Annotated in this window: 20 protein-coding genes; 5 read left to right on the top strand and 15 right to left on the bottom strand. The window is 52.0% G+C overall.

What is annotated here, in order from left to right:
• Positions 1-49: 49 nt before the first annotated feature.
• Genes gndA through zwf form a run of 3 tightly spaced genes read right to left on the bottom strand, consistent with a single transcriptional unit; the run spans position 50 to position 3,728 of the window.
• Positions 50-1,474: an NADP-dependent phosphogluconate dehydrogenase gene (gndA, locus tag A3193_RS05065; protein WP_069014238.1), complete on the bottom strand. Its 1,425-nt coding sequence runs from the start codon at positions 1,472-1,474 to the stop codon at positions 50-52.
• Positions 1,475-1,509: 35 nt separating this feature from the next.
• Positions 1,510-2,196, bottom strand: coding sequence for a 6-phosphogluconolactonase (pgl, locus tag A3193_RS05060; RefSeq protein ID WP_139116967.1), 687 nt, complete (start codon positions 2,194-2,196; stop codon positions 1,510-1,512).
• Positions 2,193-3,728, bottom strand: a complete 1,536-nt coding sequence (zwf, locus tag A3193_RS05055; RefSeq protein ID WP_069005100.1) for a glucose-6-phosphate dehydrogenase — start codon at positions 3,726-3,728, stop codon at positions 2,193-2,195. Before zwf ends, pgl begins: the two co-directional genes overlap by 4 nt.
• A 1,048-nt stretch (positions 3,729-4,776) precedes the next feature.
• Between zwf and A3193_RS05050 the strand changes: the two genes are divergently transcribed.
• Positions 4,777-5,616, top strand: coding sequence for a LabA-like NYN domain-containing protein (locus A3193_RS05050; protein WP_069005099.1), 840 nt, complete (start codon positions 4,777-4,779; stop codon positions 5,614-5,616).
• A gap of 69 nt (positions 5,617-5,685) precedes the next feature.
• Here the strand turns inward: A3193_RS05050 and A3193_RS05045 are convergent, their stop codons facing one another.
• Complete coding sequence (locus A3193_RS05045; RefSeq protein ID WP_069005098.1) at positions 5,686-6,282, bottom strand: NUDIX hydrolase; 597 nt, start codon at positions 6,280-6,282, stop codon at positions 5,686-5,688.
• 325 nt (positions 6,283-6,607) lie between these two features.
• Between A3193_RS05045 and ppx the strand changes: the two genes are divergently transcribed.
• The gene (gene ppx / locus A3193_RS05040) at positions 6,608-8,119 is read left to right on the top strand and encodes an exopolyphosphatase (protein WP_069005097.1); all 1,512 of its coding nucleotides are present in this window, start codon (positions 6,608-6,610) and stop codon (positions 8,117-8,119) included.
• A gap of 25 nt (positions 8,120-8,144) precedes the next feature.
• Here the strand turns inward: ppx and A3193_RS05035 are convergent, their stop codons facing one another.
• From A3193_RS05035 to parE, 3 genes are read right to left on the bottom strand one after another with little or no spacing between them, the layout of a single operon-like run.
• On the bottom strand, positions 8,145-8,738 hold the full coding sequence (locus tag A3193_RS05035) for an SCO family protein (RefSeq protein WP_069005096.1): 594 nt from the start codon (positions 8,736-8,738) through the stop codon (positions 8,145-8,147).
• The gene (locus A3193_RS05030) at positions 8,738-9,292 is read right to left on the bottom strand and encodes a hypothetical protein (protein ID WP_069005095.1); all 555 of its coding nucleotides are present in this window, start codon (positions 9,290-9,292) and stop codon (positions 8,738-8,740) included. Before A3193_RS05030 ends, A3193_RS05035 begins: the two co-directional genes overlap by 1 nt.
• Before the next feature lie 20 nt (positions 9,293-9,312).
• A complete protein-coding gene (gene parE / locus A3193_RS05025; RefSeq protein ID WP_069005094.1) occupies positions 9,313-11,199 on the bottom strand; it encodes a DNA topoisomerase IV subunit B in 1,887 nt (628 codons plus the stop codon).
• A gap of 244 nt (positions 11,200-11,443) precedes the next feature.
• Here parE and A3193_RS05020 point away from each other — a divergent pair, with 244 nt between their 5' ends.
• The 3 genes from A3193_RS05020 (at position 11,444) to folE2 (ending at position 13,629) form a co-directional block, all read left to right on the top strand.
• A complete protein-coding gene (locus A3193_RS05020) occupies positions 11,444-11,683 on the top strand; it encodes an exodeoxyribonuclease VII small subunit (RefSeq protein WP_069005093.1) in 240 nt (79 codons plus the stop codon).
• Entirely contained in the window at positions 11,670-12,572 is a 903-nt protein-coding gene (gene ispA, locus A3193_RS05015; RefSeq protein ID WP_069005092.1) for a (2E,6E)-farnesyl diphosphate synthase, read from the top strand. Before A3193_RS05020 ends, ispA begins: the two co-directional genes overlap by 14 nt.
• 238 nt (positions 12,573-12,810) lie before the next feature.
• Entirely contained in the window at positions 12,811-13,629 is an 819-nt protein-coding gene (folE2, locus tag A3193_RS05010) for a GTP cyclohydrolase FolE2 (RefSeq protein ID WP_069005091.1), read from the top strand.
• A gap of 21 nt (positions 13,630-13,650) precedes the next feature.
• Here folE2 and A3193_RS05005 read toward each other — a convergent pair whose 3' ends face one another.
• The 8 genes from A3193_RS05005 to A3193_RS04970 form a co-directional block, all read right to left on the bottom strand.
• Positions 13,651-14,301, bottom strand: a complete 651-nt coding sequence (locus A3193_RS05005) for a retropepsin-like aspartic protease family protein (RefSeq protein ID WP_069005090.1) — start codon at positions 14,299-14,301, stop codon at positions 13,651-13,653.
• A complete protein-coding gene (locus tag A3193_RS05000) occupies positions 14,302-14,790 on the bottom strand; it encodes a phosphatidylglycerophosphatase A family protein (protein ID WP_069005089.1) in 489 nt (162 codons plus the stop codon). It lies immediately after the preceding gene.
• Positions 14,791-15,069: 279 nt separating this feature from the next.
• Positions 15,070-15,888, bottom strand: coding sequence for an esterase/lipase family protein (locus A3193_RS04995; protein WP_141694759.1), 819 nt, complete (start codon positions 15,886-15,888; stop codon positions 15,070-15,072).
• Entirely contained in the window at positions 15,813-17,186 is a 1,374-nt protein-coding gene (locus A3193_RS04990; protein ID WP_069005088.1) for a 1-acyl-sn-glycerol-3-phosphate acyltransferase, read from the bottom strand. Before A3193_RS04990 ends, A3193_RS04995 begins: the two co-directional genes overlap by 76 nt.
• A gap of 451 nt (positions 17,187-17,637) precedes the next feature.
• Positions 17,638-17,910 (bottom strand): hypothetical protein, encoded by a 273-nt coding sequence (locus A3193_RS04985; RefSeq protein ID WP_069005087.1) that lies wholly within the window; start codon positions 17,908-17,910, stop codon positions 17,638-17,640.
• 489 nt (positions 17,911-18,399) lie between these two features.
• Positions 18,400-19,896: a DUF294 nucleotidyltransferase-like domain-containing protein gene (locus tag A3193_RS04980; protein WP_141694758.1), complete on the bottom strand. Its 1,497-nt coding sequence runs from the start codon at positions 19,894-19,896 to the stop codon at positions 18,400-18,402.
• Positions 19,897-19,900: 4 nt separating this feature from the next.
• Positions 19,901-20,284 (bottom strand): response regulator transcription factor, encoded by a 384-nt coding sequence (locus A3193_RS04975; RefSeq protein ID WP_069005086.1) that lies wholly within the window; start codon positions 20,282-20,284, stop codon positions 19,901-19,903.
• A 121-nt stretch (positions 20,285-20,405) separates the two neighbouring features.
• Positions 20,406-22,529 (bottom strand): 3'-5' exonuclease, encoded by a 2,124-nt coding sequence (locus A3193_RS04970; RefSeq protein ID WP_069014236.1) that lies wholly within the window; start codon positions 22,527-22,529, stop codon positions 20,406-20,408.
• Positions 22,530-22,592: the final 63 nt, after the last annotated feature.

Raw genomic sequence — 22,592 nt, 5'->3', positions numbered from 1 at the left:
AACCCGGAATTGTGGTAATGAACCCGCTAATGTCCAGATTGTAATACCGTCACGAATCCAGCCACTCGCTATGCACGAATCCCCAATCAGGGTGATCGGTTCGCTCATAGGTATGCGCACCAAAGGCATCCCGTTGTGCCTGTATCAGGTTTTGCGGCAGTCGCTCAGTACGATAACTGTCAAAATAGTTGAGGCAGGCTCCCATCACCGGTAGCGGAATACCGGCTGTCAGCGCGAAACCGGTCACCCGGCGCCAGGCTCCCTGGAGCCCTTGCAGTTGATGGCTCATCTCCGAATCAATCATCAGGTTAGCCGGTTCGGGATCGTTGGAAAAGGCAGCTCTGATCGGATCGAGCAGGCGCGCCCTGATAATACACCCCCCTTTCCAGATCCTTGCCGTTTCCGCCAGGTCCACCGACCATTGATAGCGATCAGAGGCACTGCGAATCAATGCCATACCCTGGGCATAGGCAGTGATCCTCGAGGCATAGATCGCCCCATGCAGATCAGCCAGCATGGCCTTATGATCCACACCTGCTGAAGTACCGGGTCCCTTCAACAAATCAGCTGCAGCGACCCGCTGCTGCTTCATCGATGAGAGCACTCTGGCATCGACCGCAGCCGATATGCCGGGAACCGCGACCCCCTGTTCCAGGGCGGCCTGAACGGTCCAACGTCCGGTGCCTTTTTGTCCCGCCTTGTCCATCACCAGGCTGACCAACGGCTTTCCGGTCTCATGATCCCTGACTTTCATCACCTGGGCGGAAAGCTCGACCAGAAAAGACTCCATCGGTCCCTGGTTCCACTGATCAAATACCTCAGCGATGTCCTGCTCCTGTAATCCGAGCCCGCGCGCCATCAGATCATAGGCTTCCGCCAGCAGCTGCATGTCGGCATACTCGATGCCATTGTGCACCATCTTGACAAAGTGGCCGGCGCCATCCGGTCCTACATGGGTGACACATGGACCAGCTTCGGTTTGTGCCGTGATGGCTTCAAATACCGATTTAACCTCGGCATAGGAGTCTGCAGAGCCTCCTGGCATCATTGAAGGGCCGTGTCGGGCCCCCTCTTCTCCGCCGGAGATACCGACACCCACATAGTGCAAGCCTAACTCTCTCAGACGGGCTTCACGTCGTTGCGTATCTTCAAACCAGGAGTTTCCTCCATCCATGATGATGTCCCCCGGCTCCAGCAGAGGCAGTAGTTGTTCGATCACCTGATCAACGGGATCGCCAGCCTTGATCATCAACAGAATACGCCTGGGGCGTTCGAGCATGGCGACAAAGCCGCTCAACTCCGGATGGCCACCAAACTGCTTGCCCTGATTCTCTTGCAGAAACTCATTCAAGCTGCTGCTGCGCCTGTTCCAGACTGCGACAGGAAACCCCTTCTCCTCCATGTTGAGGGCCAGATTTCTTCCCATCACACCCAACCCGATAAGACCGATATGAAACTGTTGTGAATCAGACATTGAGGCTTCCTGTATCTCGAACTTCGAATTAATAACTATTCTGCTGGAGAGTTTGAAATGGAACGTCCGGCCAGGCTGTCCAATAACCAATCCCCATCTTTTGCCAGGGCAGCGGGTACAGTGCCATCCTGCAAGGCCCAGCGTACCGCATCGGCTTTATCATCCCCCTGCGCCATTAGCAGCAGATGGTTTGCCTGTTGAATCACTGGTGGCGTAACAGTAAGACGCTGCATCGGAGGTTTATTGCCAATCACCGGCATCACTTTTCGGGTGACTTCATCCAGCGCGGCAGAGCCTGGAAACAGAGAAGCGGTGTGACCGTCCGCTCCCATACCAAGCAGCAGCACATCGATCTGCTCCGGTAGTATCGACTCATAGGCCTGTGCAGCTTCATCCGGTTGATCCTCACCACACATACGATGAATGGTAACCCCTTCCGGTGGACCGGAGGGAAAGAGTGCCCCAAGCACACTGAAGCCGTTGTTTTCCGGCGTATCATCCGGCACACAGCGCTCATCACCAAAATAGAGTATGAGGCGGCGCCAGGGAAGATCGTGATCCTCTGTGAGCTGCTGATAAATGGGTAAAGGTGTGGAACCACCTGCCAACATCAGATGACAGTAGTCAGCTTTTTCAAGTACCTGCCTTATGGTCGAGACAATCCACTCAACGGCACGAGTGTTGAATTCACTCCGGTCGACAACCATGCGTTTGCCAGTCACTGTTTAATCTCCCGCCATTGACGGCTGTAGCGGTCCATCAAGTCGTTCGCCTCTTCTGGACCTTCACTGCCCTCGGCATAGAATCGTGGTTGCTTTTTGCTTTCCGCCTGCCAGCTCTGCAGGATCGGGGTAACAAACCGCCAGGCAAATTCAACTTCATCCCGGCGGGCAAACAGGGTTGCATCCCCTTTAACCGCATCCAATAGTAGCCGTTCATAGGCATCCTTGATCGGATGCTCGTAGGTTTCAGAGTAGTTGAAATCCATTTCAACGGAGCTGACTTCGAGATCGTCCCCCGGTTTTTTACTGCTTATCTTCAGTGCCATACCTGCATCGGGCTGGATGCGGATCGTCAGTACATTGGGCTCAAGATCCTGGCACACATCATCCCGCCCAAACAGACATAGTGGGACCGGACGGAAGAAAACAGAGACTTCAGTCATTCTATGTGAGAGGTGTTTACCGACCCGGAGAAAGAAAGGTACCCCCTGCCAGCGCCAGTTGTCGATATAACATTTGATAGCCGCATAGGTGGGTGTACGTGATTTGGGGTCAACGTTCTCCTCATCCCGATAACCCCGGTATTGTCCAAACACCACATGCTTGAAGACTTCGCTATTCTGCAGACTTCGCAGGCCGCGCAATACCTCAACACGCTTGTCACGAATATCATCCGCAGCGAATGAGACCGGAGGCTCCATGGCACACAGGGAGAGCACCTGCAGCAGATGGCTTTGCACCATGTCACGCAATACCCCGGTATTGTCATAAAACCGGCCACGCCCCTCGACACCAATCGATTCTGCCGCAGTGATTTGAATATGGTCGATATATTTTCGATTCCAGAGCGGTTCGAAAATGGTATTGCCCAACCGGGCAACCAGAATATTCTGCACCGTCTCTTTTCCCAGATAGTGGTCGATCCGGTAGACCTGGTCCTCTTGCAGGACTTCACCCACCACACGATTCAGTTCGATTGCCGAATCGAGATCCCGGCCATAGGGCTTTTCCATGATCACCCGGGTCCAGGGAACCCGGTCACCCTGCTTACCCAGCAGACCCGCCTCATCCAAACGGTGAAGGATGATTGTGGCAGCCGAAGGTGGGGTGGCAAAGTAGAAGAGCCGGTTGCCCTCACTACCGATCTGTTGCTCATATTTCTCCAGCGCATCACGCAGCCTGTGGTAACCTTCCGGATCTTCAAAATCCCCTTCCACATAGGCGACCCGTTGACTGAACTCATGCCATACCGCTTCATCGATCGGCTGGGAACGGGAATGGTGCTGGACAGCCTGGAACAGCAATTGCCGATAATCATCGTCACTTTTCGCTGAGCGACTGTAGCCGATCACGGCAAATCGCTCATCCAATGCCTTTTCCCGGACCAGATTGTAGAGGGCTGGAATCAGTTTGCGCCGGGTGAGATCACCCGCGGCACCAAAGATCACCAACAGGCAGGGTTCCAGACGATCAGCCTGCAAAAACAGCTCACTCGCCTTCAAACCTTGATGGGCCGGAAAATCGGATAACATCGTAATTGGTTCCTGTATGCGTTTTTATTATGGTTAGGATCTACAGAAATCAGCGTCCCAAGACGCTACTTCACTTAACCATATTAGGTCATATCCAGGACTGCAAGATAGGTTTGCCAAAAAATCAACCGGATAAGCTACAAATCAGATGGCTTACCTGACCTCCGTTTGAAAATCACGCTTGTTGTGAAACAACACAATCTGTGATTCATACATCTCAGTCGAAAACCTGGAAACCGGCGATGCAAAGATTGTCAGGTTTGTCACACTATATCAGGAAGATAATTCCCACTGGGATATGTTAGAGCTAAAATCGTTTCTTAGGTTATCGGTATCATTTTTTGGGACATATTGATCAAATTATTAATTTTGCCTTTGAATTCGCTGAATCCAACTCACTACCAGTTAAATATTTCAGATGTTGACGATATCGGAGATAAAACAGGCTATTTTCAGCCGATGTGCAGCTGTCCTTTTAAAATCAAATTGTTAGGGGTTCGCAAATGGCCTGAACCTGAGTAAATCAGGCTGACGGGTTTTCGGATGAACAGCAGTTCACCCCTGCAAAGCAATACATCAGACAAAGTGTCGTTATTGTTGTTGTCGAGAAAAACATAGACAAATATTACCCCGATACTGGTATTAAAATTTTTTTCTTAATTCATTGTAGAATGATCTGGATGTTGAAGATATTTTGCAATACCATGACAGCTACAGGTCCGATTGGGCCCATGCATTAAAAACGACTGATTCAGAGTAAAGACAATAAATGGTGTATTCAGGGCCATAAGAATGCACTGAACCAGAAACAGCTCTTGCAAATAGTGATTTTTTAGCCTGAGCTGCAGCTAAAAACAGGGATATTTCATACGCAATCCCTGTTTGATTGAATTCATAATGACTACTTTATATTCGCTTATCTACAGACCTTACTTTCAAGCTGCCTGTAGAGGCATTTATTGTTAATCGATATTAATTTAATAACATCAATCCTCTGATTTATTAAATTCCATTTCCCTCAAATCAATTATCTTTCGGGTAAATCACATTGCAGCAAATACTTAAAGTTGGCGTTTTTGTTGATGCCGAAAATGTACGTTACAACGGCGGCTACCAGCTCCGTTATGACATCCTAAGAATGTTTGCCGGGCGTTATGGAGGCTCTCTGGTAAGACTCAACACCTACATCGCATTCGATCAGGAACGTGCGAAAGAGGACCCAGAGTACAAAAGGCGCGCATTGACATACCAGCAGATGGTGAGGGAGTACGGTTGGAAAGTCATTGTCAAGAATGTACGCCGCTACACGGATGATGAAGGCAACGTTACCACCAAGGCCAATGCCGACCTGGATATGGCCGTCGATGCCATGCTGCAGGCTGAAAAACTTGACCTGCTGCTGATGGTGACCGGTGATGGTGACTTTCTGCAGGTCGTTACGGCGCTGCAGGATCGGGGTTGTCGGGTGGAACTGCTTGGCTTCCGCAATGTTTCGCAAGAGTTGCGACGTCTGGTTGACGACTACTATTCGGGTTTCCTGATTCCGGATCTACTGCCGATCTCCTATGAACCGAGAAATGAGTGGGGCGCGCCCGGCTCCTGTGTCCGCGGCGTCTGCTCCAAATGGTTTCCGGAAAAAGGCTATGGATTTCTGCGTTTCATCAAACGAATCGATCCAAACCTCTGGATCATCGATCCCCGTTTGGAGGACTCCCCTTACGAAAGTGTCTTCTGTCACGCCAACGAGTTGGCCGATGAGGTGACGGATGAGGTGATGATGAATCGTGACTCGATTCTGGAATTCTATATCGAGGAGAGCGACAAGGATGACGGTCTTGTGGCGAACAACGTCCGTCTGGTGCCCAGTTTTGGTAGCAACGGTCTGTAACTGACCGGTCACCATCGAATCACGGTGGAAGCCTTGGTTGAAGGCTTCCACCATTCGCGTAAAGCGAGCTCAGTCTGATGGGCTCGGAAAACCGGGTTGATCCATGATCATCTGATAACCTCGCGGATTCTGTTGGCTGCGTATGATGGTACCGCCACGCAGCGGAAACGCCCCCATCTGCCGGTCTTCGAAAAAGATTTTCAAAGACTCCCGAATCACCGGGAAGGCCATCTCCTGCCAGGGAATCTCCGATTCTCTGAACAAAGCGACTTCCAGACTCTCACTACCGGCGGCAAACTCCAGATCGAGCAGACGGCTACGGAAGATCAAATAGACCTGATTGATATGGGGTAGATTGTACAAACCATAGAGCCCTTCCACATCAACCCTTGCGGTTGCCTCTTCCAGGGTCTCCCTGGCGGCGCCCTGCTGGCTGGTCTCACCATTTTCCATAAACCCTGCCGGCAGGGTCCATAGCCCATACCTGGGCTCTATCGCGCGACGACACAACAGAATCTGATCTTCCCAGACCGGGATGCAGCCGACGACGATTTTTGGGTTTTGGTAATGAATGGTGCTGCATGTTTCACAGACATGCCTTGGGCGGTTATCCCCATCAGGAACCTTAACCTCAACCTTGGCACCGCATTGACTGCAAAAATTCATCACCCACTCCGCTGAGACCGATTGGCCATTATTAACCCGGCGACTAAGTATGTCGTGTTAGGGCCTGTTAACACGAATCCAATAGGCCCTAATAGATCTTGTGTTGCCTATTGTCACTCATAGGGAGAAGTGACCGCAAACCTAAACCCATCTCCAGTAGCAGTTTAAAAGCCACGCTTTTGAGATGGTTTGTCAGTCATCTGACAACGCCTGTCAGGGAGTGATCCTGAGTCCGGATACAAGTGGCCGATCTTTTCGGGTTATTGAAGGCTGCATTTTCTTGATATGATGCCCCCGGTTTGTATTACAGCGAGTTAGTAAAAATATGACGCAACAGCTTCCAGAGGCGGACCTGGAGGAAGCCATCGCCGCCATAGACCTGGGTTCCAACAGTTTTCACCTGATCGTAGCCCGGGTGAATGATGGGCATCTGCAGATCATCGACAAGATGAAAGAGATGGTCAGATTGGGCGAAGGTCTGACCACAGACAAGCGTCTGGATCCTGTTGTTGCTGAGCGGGCGCTCAGCTGTCTCAACCGCTTCTCCCAGCGTTTACGACCACTCCCCCCCGAGAATGTGCGGGTCGTGGGCACCAACACCATGCGTCAAATCCACCCGGCCGATAATTTCCAGGGCCTCGCTGAAAAGGCCCTGCACCACCCGATCGAGATTATCGCCGGTCGTGAAGAGGCCAGATTGGTCTATCTCGGCGTGGCTCATGGTCTGGCAGCCGATAACGACAAACGTCTGGTGGTGGATATCGGTGGTGGCAGTACCGAACTTATCATCGGTCAGGGCTATCAGCCGTTAGAGCGGGAGAGCCTGCACATGGGCTGTGTCAGCATGAGCCGGCGCTACTTTCCTGACGGTAAGATCACCAGTCAATCGATGCGCGCCGTGATGCTGGCCTGTGCGATTGAGATACGACCGGTCAGAAACGAATTTCGCGATGGAGACTGGATTCGCGCTATCGGTAGCTCGGGGAGTATCAAATCGATCCGCAACGTGGTCATTGCGCAAGGCTGGAGTGAATCCGGCATCACCCGCAGTTCCCTGCAGAAACTCACCGATCATCTGGTCGAGGTTGGCTCGGTGGAGGCCCTTTCCCTGAAAGGTCTGTCTGAGGAGCGAAAACCGGTTTTCGCCGGTGGTGTGGCGGTGTTATCCGCCGTCTTCGAGCATATCGGTATCGATCACATGGAGGTCTCATCCGAAGCACTCAGAGAGGGCCTGATCTACGACATGATCGGCAGAAGCCAGGATGAGGATGCCCGAGAAAGAACCCTGAAAACCCTGATCAAGCGCTACAACGTGGATCAGGATCAATCAAAACGTATCGAAGAGACCGCCCTCAACCTGCTGGATCAGGTCAAGCGAAGCTGGCAACTGGAAGTCCCCAAATATTCAGCGATGTTGACATGGGCTGCAAAAGTCCACGAAATTGGTTTGACTGTCGCCCACAGCCAATTCCAGAAACATGGTGCTTATCTGATTGAAAACTCCGACCTGTCCGGATTCTCCCGCCAGGAGCAACGGGTCCTGTCGGCCATGGTGCGAGGCCATCGAAGAAAATTCCCAAGCTCGGTGTTCGAACAGCTGCCCAGTGAGGTTGTCACCTGTACCAAACACCTCTGCGTGCTGCTCCGGCTTGCGGTGTTGAGTCACCGAGCCCGCTCCGCCGTTGCCAAACCCATTCCCAGAATCGAGGTGGAAGAGAACCGTATCTCACTGGTATTCCCGGAAGATTGGATCGAACACCACCCGCTGACACAGGCAGAACTGGAACAGGAGGCGAACTATCTGGAATCTGCCGGATTTCTACTCAGATTTTCCTAAACGCAGAACCTGGCGAGTACCGCAATCAAAGCAGTTCCCGAACAGCGGCCATCAACGCCTCCAGATCGGTACCATGAGGCAGGATCTTTGCCAGTTTCCCGTCTGTATCGATCAGATAGGTATCTGCGGTGTGATCGACGACATAGTTGTCATCGCCCTGTTTTGCATGGATCTTGTAAGCTGCACCATACTGCTCGCTCACCTCGGCAAGGGCAGACAGATCACCGGTCAATCCAAGCAGACTGGGATGAAAATACTCCACATACTCCTTCAGTCTCTGCACACTGTCTCTGGCAGGATCCACACTGATGAATATCGGCTGTACTCTGACCCGTTCTGCCTCCGGGATCTCGTCCAGAATGGCACTGATCATGGACAGGTTGGTCGGGCAGATATCCGGGCACCAGGTATAACCGAAATAGAGCAGCACCACACTGCCACGAAAATCCTTAAGGCTTACTTCACCCCGATAGGAGTCAAAACTGAAATCACCACCCTGGGGTGTGGCCTGTAGCGGAATAGTAGCGTGCTTTTCATCCTGAGGTTGCCAGAACAGCAGCATCCAAACCAAGGCAGCCGCAAGCGTCAACGTAACTACGATGAGTATCGGTCTTTGCATCACTCAATTTCATTCTGAACATTCAAAATCGATAGACACACATCCATCAGCTGATTGTAGCTAGCCAGCTGCAGTTGCAGCTGATTGTAATCCTCCAATAACTCAAGCTTGCCCGGCTCAGGGTTTTCCTGCTCCCGCTCGATCATGGACATGACATAGTTTTCACCAGCATGCAGGTTGCGGCTTTTTCGGCGCAGACTATCCGCAAGAAAATGGGCTCTCATCTCATTGAAGCGATTCCCTCTATGCATGAGGATCAATCGCTCCAGATCCTTTTCTGACTGGCTGATGCTGCGTTCGATGGCATGTATCTGTCGTACGTCAAACTCGACTCGTGAACGCACCTTCCTGAGTTGAACTCTCAATTGGGGCGCCAGGGTTTTCATCTCATCAAGCTTGGTTTGCAGTTGTTCAACATCCGTATCAACCAGTTGTTGAAACTCAGCAGCCTGTACGACTGAAGCCAGTGAGAATATGAGTAGCAGAAGAGTTACTGAAACCGACCGAAATGGAGCAGGTCGGTGGTGCTGGTATTTGCAGTTATAAATATTCATCGGTATCGAAAACTCAAATTCTAGATTTCTACAAGATCGCCCTTTTTCTCCAACCATTTTTTTCGATCAGATGCCCGTTTTTTGGCCAACATCATATCCATGACCTTGTTGGTGCTGTCCCCGGTCTCTACCGTCAGTTGGATCAACCTTCGGGTATCCGGATGGATGGTCGTCTCACGGAGTTGCATCGGGTTCATTTCACCCAGGCCTTTAAAGCGCTGTACATTGACCTTGCCCTTCAGCTTTTCCGCCTCGATCCGATCCAGAACCCCCTCTTTCTCGGAATCATCCAGGGCGTAAAAGACCCGCTTGCCCACATCGATCCGGTAGAGCGGCGGCATAGCTATATAGACATGGCCCTGCTCAACCAGTTGCCTGAAATGTTTCAGAAACAAGGCACACAGCAGGGTTGCAATGTGCAGCCCGTCTGAGTCCGCATCGGCCAGAATACAGACTTTGCCGAATCTTAATCCGGACAGATCACTGCTGCCCGGTTCCACACCGATCGCCACTGAGATGTCATGTACCTCCTGGGAGGCCAGCACATCGGCCGGATCCACTTCCCAGGTATTGAGAATCTTACCCCGCAAAGGCATGATCGCCTGGTATTCTCGATCCCGGGCCTGTTTGGCGGAACCGCCAGCCGAGTCACCCTCCACCAGAAACAGCTCACTGCGGGTTGGATCCACCGCACTGCAGTCTGCCAGCTTACCCGGCAGTGCCGGCCCCTGGGTCACCTTCTTCCTGGCCACCTTGCGCCCGGCCCGCATCCGTCCCTGAGCCGAGGTGATCGCCAGTTCGGCAATACGCTCGCCAGCCTCGGTATGCTGGTTCAGCCACAGACTGAATGAGTCTTTGACCACACCGGATACGAAAGCCGCGCACTCCCTGGAGGATAGACGCTCTTTGGTTTGACCGGAAAATTGTGGGTCCTGGAGTTTGACAGAGAGCACATATGAGACCCTGTTCCAGACATCTTCAGGCGTTAATTTCACACCACGGGGGAGTAGATTGCGGAATTCACAAAACTCCCTCACCGCATCGGTGAGGCCGGTTCTCAGGCCATTGACGTGGGTTCCACCCTGGGCGGTGGGAATCAGATTGACATAACTTTCGGTCACCAGTTCGCCCGTATCAGGCAGCCAGACAAGCGCCCAGGCCGCCGCCTCCCGATTACCTGCCATCTCACCGACAAAGGCGTCATCGGGAATCCGCTCGGCCTCTTCAAGGGCATCCAGAAGATAGTCCCTTAATCCATCCTCATAGAGCCAGGTCTCCTTGTCACCACTCTTTTCGTCGTGGAAGGTTACCTTGAGACCGGGACAGAGCACCGCCTTGGCCCGCAGCACGTGACGCAATTGACGAATAGAAAATCTAACACTGTCGAAATACTGCTCATCCGGCCAGAAGCGTACCCGTGTCCCGGTATTGCTGCGCCCGACCTTGCCGACCTCTTCCAGATCCGAGATCTTCTCACCACCGGCAAAGGCGATGTTGTACTCCTTGGAACCGCGCTTTACCCACACCTCAAGGTGTTTCGACAGGGCATTGACGACAGAGACACCGACACCGTGCAGGCCGCCGGAAAACTGGTAACTCTTGTTGGAGAATTTGCCGCCCGCATGGAGCTTGGTCAAAATAACTTCCACACCGGGCACCCCCTGTTGCGGATGCACGTCAACCGGCATGCCGCGACCGTCATCGACCACTTGCAGGGACCCATCCTCAAACAGGGTGACCTCGATCGTCTTGGCAAATCCGGCTACGGCCTCATCGACACTGTTGTCGATCACCTCCTGCGCCAGATGGTTCGGGCGGGAGGTGTCAGTGTACATCCCCGGTCTTTTGCGAACCGGCTCGAGACCACTGAGTACTTCGATATCAGAAGCGTCGTAACTGCCACTCATATTGGGTTATCAATCCTATTACAAACTGTTGACACCGCGGGGAGTTTACACATCTGGGCATTGGCTGGCGAGTCCATCGACACCCTTCCGCGTGAAAATTGACCCGGCCAGATCAGACTCTCTCGTGCTATCCGTCTGAATGAGTTCCAGATTATCATTGACCCCCCTATCTGGGGTGGGTTAGTTTTACAGGCTGTAAACATAAAATAAACAATCGGCGCTGCATCAACCGACCCTAATTACCGTGCCCAGAAAACCGAAAACACCGACCTTTGAAGAAGCCTTGAAAGAGCTTGAGAGCCTGGTTGAAACCCTGGAGCAGGGCGATCAATCCCTCGAGGAGTCCCTGAAATCATTCGAACGGGGCGTCTCATTGACCCGACTCTGTCAGGAGGCCCTTAAGGAAGCTGAGCAGAAAGTTCAGATTCTCAGTGGAGAGCAACAGTCATCCGAACTGGAATCTTTCTCTAATGACAGCGAATAGCCCCCTGGAAGCCTATATCGAGCAGTGCAAACAGCGGGTTGAGGCGGCACTTGATCAACGCCTGCCCGCTGAAACCACCCTGCCCGCCCACTTGCATCAGGCGATGCGCTATAGCTGCCTGAATGGCGGCAAGCGGGTGCGTCCCCTGTTGGTCTACGCCTCCGGTCAGGCTCTCGGTCTGCCACTGGATTCACTCGACGGACCGGCCTGTGCAATCGAGCTGGTGCATGTCTACTCCCTGGTCCACGATGACTTGCCGGCTATGGATGATGACGATTTGCGGCGCAACCGTCCCACCTGCCACAAGGCGTTTGATGAGGCGACTGCCATTCTGGTGGGGGATGCCCTGCAGACCCTCGCCTTTCAGGTGCTCTGCTGCGATCCGAAGATTCCAGCCGATGCGGAGACCCGCCTGGCGATGGTGGAGACCCTGGCCCGGGCCAGTGGATCCCGAGGCATGGCTGGCGGACAGGCCATCGATCTGCAGGCCGTAGGCCAGGAGCTCAATCTTGCTGAGCTGGAGAATCTGCACATCCATAAAACCGGCGCACTGATTCGCGCAGCGGTTCGCATGGGCGCTCAACTGAGCTCCAACGCCAGCAAGACCCAGGTATCCCACCTGGACCGATATGCCAAATGCATCGGTCTGGCATTCCAGATCCAGGACGATATTCTGGATGTGGAGGGGGACCCGAAAACCCTGGGTAAGACCAAAGGCAAGGATCTGGCCCAGGAAAAACCCACCTATCCCTCGATCATGGGTCTGAAAGAGGCCAAAGAGAAAGCCTCGGGACTGATCGAGGAAGCCTTGAAGAATCTTGAGATTTTTTCCGATGAAGCGGATTCCCTGCGCTGGATCGCGAACTACATCATCGACCGAACCTACTGACCGTATCCTACCCCCCGAGAATTGACTCGAACCCTTGATTCTGGAGATAATTTGCTGTTCGACCCAGCGGTATTGGGCTACGAGGTGGTTGCACCGGCCCCGATAACCGTTTGATATCAAGGTAATAAATACCTGATGTTCTCCCTGTTGTCCCTACCCGGCAGCGGGGATAACCTTGGAACAATACGATTAGACTAGCGGTCCACATCCAATATATGGCTGGACAGGAAACACCGAAATGCTCGATAAAACACCAGTTAATGGTTCACAGATTGCCGATGTCCAGAACAGTGCCGATACACGGCAGATTGCCATTAACAAGGTAGGTATCAAAGACATCAGCCACCCGATGCGGATCCGGGACCGCAGTGAAGGCGAGCAACACACCATTGCCAACTTCAACATGTACGTCAACCTGCCCCACAACTTCAAGGGCACCCACATGTCCCGTTTCGTGGAGATCCTCAACAGCCACGAAACCGAAATCACCGTCGAGTCCTTCAAGGATATGCTGGCGGAGATGACCGAACGCCTGGAGGCGGAATCGGGTCATATCGAGATGAATTTCCCCTTTTTCATCAATAAAACCGCCCCGATCTCCGGGGTCAAGAGTCTGCTCGACTACGATGTCACCCTGATTGGTGAGATCCATGGCGGCAAACCGATCATCGAGATCAAGGTTGTGGTGCCGGTAACCAGCCTCTGCCCCTGTTCGAAAAAGATCTCGGACCGGGGGGCGCACAACCAGCGTTCGCATGTCACCGTACAGGCCAGAACCAACGGTTTCATCTGGATTGAAGAGATCATCGACATGGTTGAGAAACAGGCCTCCTGCGAGCTGTACGGCCTGCTGAAACGCCCAGATGAGAAGTTTGTCACTGAAACCGCCTATGACAATCCGAAGTTTGTGGAAGACATGGTTCGGGACATCGCGGTTCAGTTTAACCGGGAAGACCGGATCAGTGCCTATGTGATTGAATCGGAGAACTTCGAATCGATTCACAACCACTCGGCCTATGCCCTGATCGAACGGGATAAGACCACGGACCCAGACTGACAGGCTGTTTGCTGAAAACGTTCAGAAACGCTTCTCAAGCACCAGCACATCCCCCTGGTCATCCATTTTGACCCGGTTGAGAAAACTCATACCGAGCAATACCCGACCAGGCCCGGAGCCTTCGATGACGAAGCCTTTGACCCGTCGCAGCGTGATGTCCCCCACTTGAACCCGATCCAGGGTCACCTCATAGCCCTTGGTGACCCCGTTGGCGGTGTTCACCATGATCGGCTTGCCTTTATAGCGATACTGAACGCCCAGACGCTTCGCCTGACTGGTATTCATCGCCACGGCTGTGGCGCCGGTATCGACCAGGAAATTCACGGTCAAGCCGTTGATGGTGCCCACCGTGGAGTAGGCGCCTGCCAGATCACGCCAGACTTTGGCGGTCACCTGTTCCGGCTTACTGAATTGGCTGGAGATATGTCCGCCCAGCTGGTAGGTATCGCGCTTACCGTCCACCTCGATCACGGCTTGCTTACTGGAAGCAGAGATCAGCAGCACCCCTTCCGGTGACGGTTTGTTGAGTTTCAGCAACCTTCTGACACCGTCGATGCTGACCATCGCCTTATCGGCAAACAGCGCCTCCACCACAATCCGCTCTACCCCAATAGCCGGTGAGGCAGTAAGCGAGAGCCAGAGCAGGCAGATCAGCAGACATCGGTTTGTCATTCAGAACCACTCCCATTGATTCAGTAGCGCCAGACAGATGGCAGCAAAAACCCCGGCGATCAGATCATCCACCATAATGCCGAAACCACCTTCCACCCGCTGATCGACCCAACGGATCGGCCAGGGTTTCACAATATCGAAAAAGCGGAACAGAATGAAACCGACCATCAGCCAAAACCAACCGCTGGGGGCAAATGTCATGGTCACCAGATAGCCGACGATCTCATCCCAGACAATCCCGCCGTGGTCATGCACACCCAGATCCCTGGAGGTCTGCCCACAGAGCCAGATGCCAATCAGAAAAGCCACCGCTGTAATGGTTAGATAGTAGACCAGTGGCAGAGGTTGCATGGCCAGGTAGACAGGAATGCCGACCAGGGTACCGAGCGTGCCCGGCGCCTTTGGCGACAGTCCGAAACCAAACCCGAAGGCCAGCAGATGCACAGGGTTGCCCATGTTCGGTGGATTGCTTTGCTGTTCGCTACTCATTTTCAACCAGGGCCTGTTAACACCTATCCAATGCGCCCTGCTTTGACCATTTTTCGTCCAGCGAGGCAGAATGAGTGAATGATAACGCAGCTGAGCGGAAAAGAGCTCCAGTCATTTCATAAAAGCGCCAACAGACTACGTCTAAACCATGGAAAATCGACTCATCCTCCCAGTCAACAAAGTAAACCAAAGCTCCATAGCGGTTACTTGATTATCTATGGGTAATAGCAATGATGCGCATTTATTACACATCCATGTCTGATCACTTCTTACACTCAATCAAATCTTGTGATCAAAATGTCCATTTTCCAAAAAAAACACGATCTGATAAATCACTGTATCGTCCCGCATGATAAATGTATGCCCGGATTCTACCCTGATAAAATCCTTCATTTCTGGTAGCTTGGTACGCTCAACAGCGACTTTGCCATCATCGGCACCGGGTATTTCCGGTAGAAACCAGGAATCTCCGCCTGCCTCTCCTGCAATTATCCCAATTTCACCCTCGATCGGCTTAAGGCGGTTTGGCAGGCTATTCTCATCGGTTCCCAGCACCTGGGCATTGGGCCCCATAATTGTCTGATAAAGAAACCCGTCTTTCATCTCATCGGCCACTTCGCTGCCCTTATTGGGTGGCGCCAACATCACGATGCGGCCCAGCTCGTCTATCTGATGATCCTGCAGATAATAGCGCACGATAATACCGCCGAGGGAGTGTGTGACGAAGTGAATTGATGCCGCCTGACTGTCTCGACAGTATGTTATGGCCGATTCCACCATCGGCGTGGTGAATTGTTCCAGGCTCTGGGTCAGACTCGGATAACCTTCATTCCATACCGTATATCCCTGTGCTGTCAAAGCATCCTCGATTAAGCTCATCGACAGGGAGGTGCGGCCCATGCCGTGCAGAAGAATGGCACAATCGCCTACGCTCTGGTCTGCCGGTGTGGGCATAGGTAACAGCAAAAGCAGCGCCGCGATAAAAAGTAACTTTCTTTTCATTTGATCGACATGAATATTGTTCAGTGGTTTGAGAGTCGATTGGCTATCCTGACCATTTTGGCCAGCTCCTTTTCCAGTGCCTGCCGTTTTTTCCACAGGTAGCTCTTTAGATCTCGCTTTCTCAGGAACAGAACAAATACCCGGATATTTTCGATAATCCTCTGTTTTTCTCCGCGCACCATCAACAGTACTGCACTACTGATAACCAGTGTCACGATATAGAGAATCGTCCATTGCCAACCGAAGTATTGAAATATCAGGAAAACCTGTAGGCTCCACACGGCCGAAAAAGAGATCAGTCCCAATACCATTTGGGTGGTATCGTACTGATTCGTTCCCCTGGCGAAACGACGTGTTAAACGTTTCGTAATTTGATACGGGATATAGCTGTTGATCATACCCCAAAGCGCAATTGGGAACACGATCAACAGCATTCCTACCATTCGTAGTAGATAGAGTACGATCAAAGTAGGTTTGTAATCTATCGAAAGCTGATAGTCTTTGACACCGCAATAGTGGCAGATCCGTTCGAAATGTTTGAGCTGGATGATCAGCGCCCTGACCCGATCAGGTTCATAGTTTCTAAGCAGCTTTTGCGCATCGATGATACGTTGCTGGGCGCGAAATCGTTGCTGCAGGTTTCGCCGATGATATTTTCCGTGACGCATGGCGAAAAACTGTTCGATCCTGTTGACGAGATGAATCTCTTCCCAGCTTTCAGCATTCAGCGTGAGTGATGTCAAACCCTGTCTGATTCTCTCGGTAAGTTCGTTGGTTTTCTGCTCATCGGTATAGTTTTCAGGAAACCTGAGCTCAACCGGCATACCAAACTGCACCAATACAGCACTTCTGAATTGACCCTTTTGCGGAAATGTCAGGCCTACGGGAATGACTGCCGGTTCGACGCCGGTCACATCAATTGTTCCTAAAGCCAGGCGCGCCGCACCTGTCTTTAACTCGCTTAACCGAGAGTCATCGTGACTTTGTCCCTCAGGAAAGATAATCAGGGTTTCACCTTTTGAAAGCAACCCGTAACATTTTTCAAAGGTATCGGTGTTTTTACTGACATCGACTCCCGGGTCGGCTCGACGATAGATCGGCACGGCACCTATGTGTTGCAGAACCGGCCTTAACAGGGGGTTATCGAATAAACCGCTGCGTGCCAACGGTCGAATGGCCTTTTTGGTCGCTGCCTGTAACACCAGCGGGTCGGCCAGGGCATTGACATGATTGGCGCAGAGCACAATGCCTTGGTTCTCTGGCAGATTTTCCAGCCCCGAGACCTCGAATCTGCGATAAAAGATCTTGACCACCCATCGACAGAAGGTCTGCCAGATTTTTTCAAACCAGCTCAGCCTTGTTACTCCTGATCCTTTCAAGGTTTCATGTTCCATGAGTCGATTCTCAATCCTTTCATATTTTGCATAACCATTACAATTAGACAAAATTAAGCGCGCTGAATCCCGATTCCGCTATTGATCTTGACTGGCTGGGGTTAATAATTCTCCAATATGTTTATTAATCCGGCAACGAAACATCCCGTGTCAATAACGGGAACCACTTTGATCCCTAGTGGCTGCAATTACAGGTGGTGGTAATTATAGTCTTACCAGATTTTTAGGATGCACAACAGAGTTCCACATCCGTCCAGGGGTGGATATCTATCGCTCAAGACTGGATTGGGTTTTCCTTATAGGACAACTCGTCGCGGATTACTGCGGACATGTTATTCGGGGCTGTCAACACTAATCCAATAGGCCCTAGTAGGCAGGTTATGTTTCGAAGCTTAGGTTGAGCTGCATTGACGAATAGATGGAGACAAGCCCCATCTATTCCACAGACGGCTTACCAGTTAACCGGCGCACCGACATCGATCAGGATACTGCCATAGCCTTCATCCACGCCATTTTGTGTAGTATGACGGGTATCAGCATATCCGCCAGTGTGGAGGATGGAGCTACCGTATGAATCGCCAATGCCTGGCTGTACGGCTGTCGCGAGTTGGGTCGATTCTGCTGTTCCCTCATACAGATCGGGATTTTGGCCCGTGACATCAAATGCACCGGCGTACAAGTTGGTTGAAAGGATCATGGCTGCAGTGAGTATAATTTTATTCATGGTTTCATTCCCGTGTTTTAGTTTGGATTCGCAGAAATTGCTGCGTTCAGTTACCTTTACGCAGGTCGTTACGGATTGGATTCAAAAAACATTTCCGAGAGATGAAAACAATCAAGACCATCTGATTATTGCTGGATCGAGAGTGTGGTGAGGCGGATCTACGGGGTAGTGACGAGGGAGCTGATTTGTTCAATGATATCTGGTGCATTCCACACCAGGACACCAACGGTTCGGGTAACGATCAAGCCTTGCCTGTTGAGAAAAAAGACCCTTCGCATAGTAAGTATCTTCCATCTGCTCATGATGTCTGAGACTGATCCATAAAGATGGGGAGACCGGTAGGCATCCGCTTGTTCAAGTGCTCAATATCTTGACTCTAATTTCCAGCATTGATGGTCGAAACAACAATCTCCTCCGATCAGCAGGCCAGCTCGGGTAGTGACGAGGTCAAAAAACTGTTACTGCGGATTGACAATGGCCATACGCAACTCAGTCCAGAAATTCCTGCCTTAATCTCAACTGTATTGATTTGGCCTGTCTGAACGCCTCTTTCAACATTTGACGCTGGGTTATACTGAGGTTTTTCGGATTGATCCGATTGACCTCATCGTAATCACCGCCGGCCAACTGCCTCTGAATGCGCAGGCGCTGAATGAAATCAAACGCCTCAATCGAAGCAATGGTATCCGTAGCGGCACGCTCCATAGCCTCGCCTGCTCTGCGCAAGCGCTCTGACGTATTGGTGGACCAGATACCATGTTTCAAGGACCAGATTCGTGCCGCATCCACGAACGGACGGCTTCCGCGTTTCTTCAAATCGATGGTATGGGGATAGCGATTACCGCCGTCATAGGTAAAGCCACCCAACCAACCCAGCGACGGGACACAGGTCAGGGCTTCCTCCGCCATCGCATACAGAAATCTTGGATGTTCGGCCGGTTGAGGTAATAGCCAATGGTGTAGATCATCAACCAGCTCGTCTTGTCCGTAGAGTGGTCGGAAATCGAAGAAAATAGTGGCATTCAGTAAGGCCTTGGGATCAGGTGTCGACATCCACCCCAAATAGCACTGTTGCCACTCCTCGACTGACAAACACCAACTGGGATTACCTGCCATGATCCCCCCGCGACAGAGTGCAAATCCGCAGTGATCGAGGGCTTTGTTTACTGCCTTGGCAAACTCCAACAAGGCAGCACGGATTCTGGGCGTATCCGACTCGTTCTCCGGTTGAAAGATCAAGCCGTTATCCTGATCCGTTGCGAAGGTCTGCTCCAAGCGCCCTTCCGAGCCGAAGGCCATCCAGCACCAGGAGACCGGCGGCAGATCGAACTCATCGGCAACCAGTTCAATCACCCGCATACTGATCAAGTCATTCAGACCTGACATCCATTGACACAAGGCCTCCACTCCCATGCCATTGGAAAAGAGCTCACTACCCCGTTGCCGTACTGCAATCGTGGCCTTGGCCATACTATCCACGTTATTCGCTAATTCGATGCTTTGAATCAGGATTTCGGCACCCCCCTCGCGAAATCCAGGTAAGTCGGCCGGTGACAGCAGATTGAAAATCTGACCATCCGCCTCCACCAGCACCAGGTGATTCACGCGTCCGCGGGTCAGAGCGATTTTTGCTCGGTGTGCCGCCGAATCGACAGGCAGGGTTACCGGGGCGGCAGTCATGAAGGCGAACACTGGATCGTCGAGACTTGCGCCCAAAAAGGTAATTGCATCGATCAGATCGTGTAAGGTGACGATACCCAGCGGCAGGTCACCCTGCTCAGCCACCACACCGGCATGTGCGCCAATCCGATTCAGCTCAAACATGGCATTGCGCAGGGTAGCGTCGGGACTGAATATCAACAGCTGTTGCCTGACCAGGTCACGAAGACGAATTTCACCGATACCCATGGTGCTATGCATGGCACGGAGCTCGTCCAGCGGCTTTGGCGTTTTTGGAGGTGTGGAAGGTTGTATTGCAGGCATCATCTGACTACTCCTCCTCACTTCTTCGTTTTAGTAATTGGTCGACTTTCTCGACCAGCTCATGGGTTGAAAACGGCTTTGTGATGTAGGCGTCGGCACCAAGCGACAACCCCTTCTTTATTTCTGCATCCCGTCCCTTTGCACTCAGCATTAAAATGGGAAGATCCGCGAATCGCTGATCGTTACGTACTTCGGCACATACCTCGAATCCGTTCTTACGCGGCATCATCACATCCAGAATCATTAAATCGGGAACTTCTTCAGCGAGTGACTGAATCGCCTGCTCGCCATCCACTGCGGTTGATACCTCATAGCCGCTGCGTTTCATCAGAAACTCAACGGAGAAGACGATATTGGGCTCGTCATCGACTATCAGGATTTTCTTCGACATGGTGTTCTCCGGCGCGTAGTACTCCAACCTGCCTATTTTTCATTTACGTATAGATAAAGGTAGCAGTTTTCTCACATTTGCATTCCCCAGGCATCCAAACACTGTGCAATGAAGCGACAACTTAATATCGGGCCTGCTCTCTTCTGAATTCCACCATCTTTTCCGAAACCGCGACAGCATCGGCAAAGGTGTGGATACCCTTCGCCTGCATCAGATCGATCATGCGCAAAAAGATCTCGGCGGTAGCAATGGAATCACCGAGCGCGGTATGACGGTATTGTGCTTCGATCTCAACCCCAAAACGTTCTGCCAGGACATCCAGGGTGTGTTGCTTGGAGTGATCGTGGATATAGGCCGAGAGCAGTACCGTATCCAACACCGGATTATCAAATGCCACCCCGCAGATCGCTTCTTTCAATTGTAGAAATTTCATATCGAAAGCGGCGTTATGCGCAACCAGAACGGCATCGCCCACGTAATCATGAAAACGAGGCAACACATCAGTAATCGGTGGTTGATCGCTGACCATCGCTTCGGTGATGTGGTGAATTTCGGTTGAGGTCACTGGAATCGTGCGCCCGGGATTGACCAACTGATTGAAGTACTCCCCTGAGAGAATTCGGCCGTTGACGATCCTGACACCTGCCAGTTGAATGATCTCATCACCGTCTGAAGGATCCAGTCCGGTGGTTTCCGTATCGAAGACCACATAGGTCAACTCCCGCAGATCCCGTTCACTGAACTGTTTGTTATCTAGATTCTTCAGCAAATCAAAATCATAAAACTCCGGTCGCCCCCCCGAACCGGGCAGATCGAAACTTAGGGACCTATGATCCTCCTTGGCCAAGGGTAACGGCAGGCGCAAACAGGCCATACCCTCAGTCTGCGCTTCACTCCAGATAACAGCTTTGTGGTTCTCCAGTATGTCATGACCGGTCATTCCCTTGAGACACTCATCGAATGACTCACTCAACCAACTATCGATTGTGCCGCTACGGACCAACTCCCCGGCCCAACTGATATCGATATAGACCTTATCCTTTTCGGGTCTGGGTTCCAGCTCAAAGGTTGTTGCGGAGGTCTCCCCGGCAATTTTACGGATGATCCGCTCTGTCAGTTCCACGATCGAGAGACTGTCACAATGCATCCAGAGCGGATCACCATTGATCAGACATTGAATTGCATCTTCCGCTTTAAAGCGACGTACCACACAATTCAGCAAGGTGGATGAGTAGACATCACTCATCGGCCAGTGACCGGTAACGATCTCCCGATAGTCTTGACTGAGTTCCTGCAACCGTTTTGATAGATGATGGCTCTCCTCACTCAAAACGTTTTCAAACTGCCTGCGACCTTCATCGTCCATATTCTCGTTGTCGATCAACATCTCCGTGGCCGCACGCAAATTTGCTACCGGAGCCCGTAAACCCTCAACAGCATCACGCAGAATTCGATCCCGCTTTGCCAACTCGGCCAGCTTCTCAGTGACATCGTCGAAGGTCACGACATACCCGGTCGCAGTGCGCTCATCACTGTCGAGTATCAAGCTCAGTTGACCTTCGATGATATGGCGTCCATCACTGGTGGAGCAGACCACCTGGGCCGAAAGCTCCTGTTCCGGTTGCTGGGTTTCCAACTGGCCGGTGAGATATTCCAGGCTGTGTGCGATAGAGGGTGTACTGAGCAGATTCGAGACCGAACGATTCAGGCCGATCTCACCGGTATAGTGGAGAATGTTCAGTGCACGCCGGTTATACAAAAGGATCTTGTGCTTCATATTGCAGACCAGTACCCCTTCATTAAGATCCCGCAGTGTGGTTTCCAGGCGTGTTCGCTGCAGCTCAACCTTGCGAGTGGCCTCTTCGATCTCGTGATTGACTTTTTTTCGCGCTGACTCCAAGGCTGCCGCCATCTCTCTTGCGGCCGGGGCCAGCAATCCAAGATACCTGCCCGGTTCGGTCTCAACACCATGCTCGGTATTGGTATGCGTGAGTGTCTGCAGGTCGTTTGAAAGGGTGTTGATGGGGCCGACCACATTATCGTCGAACTTCAACCACACCCAGAGCACCAGGCCGATCAGGGCGAACCCGGCAGTACCGCCCCACAACACCAGATGCGGCACCGATTCCGGCCCGATCCTGCCGGCCGCAATCCAGAGCGCTGAGCCCAACAGTGCCGGCACCATCAGTGCAATCAGGGCAAAGAAGAGAAACACCCTAAAACGCAGACTCCACTTCTCTATCATGACTCAACCACCTCATCCGGCGTCATTGCAACGACGTCCTTTTCTCAGCAAATTGGTCTACAC

The sequence above is a fragment of the Candidatus Thiodiazotropha endoloripes genome (genome assembly GCF_001708965.1).
GTDB lineage: Bacteria > Pseudomonadota > Gammaproteobacteria > Chromatiales > Chromatiaceae > Thiodiazotropha > Thiodiazotropha endoloripes.
This window is presented reverse-complemented; position numbering and strand designations above follow the sequence as displayed.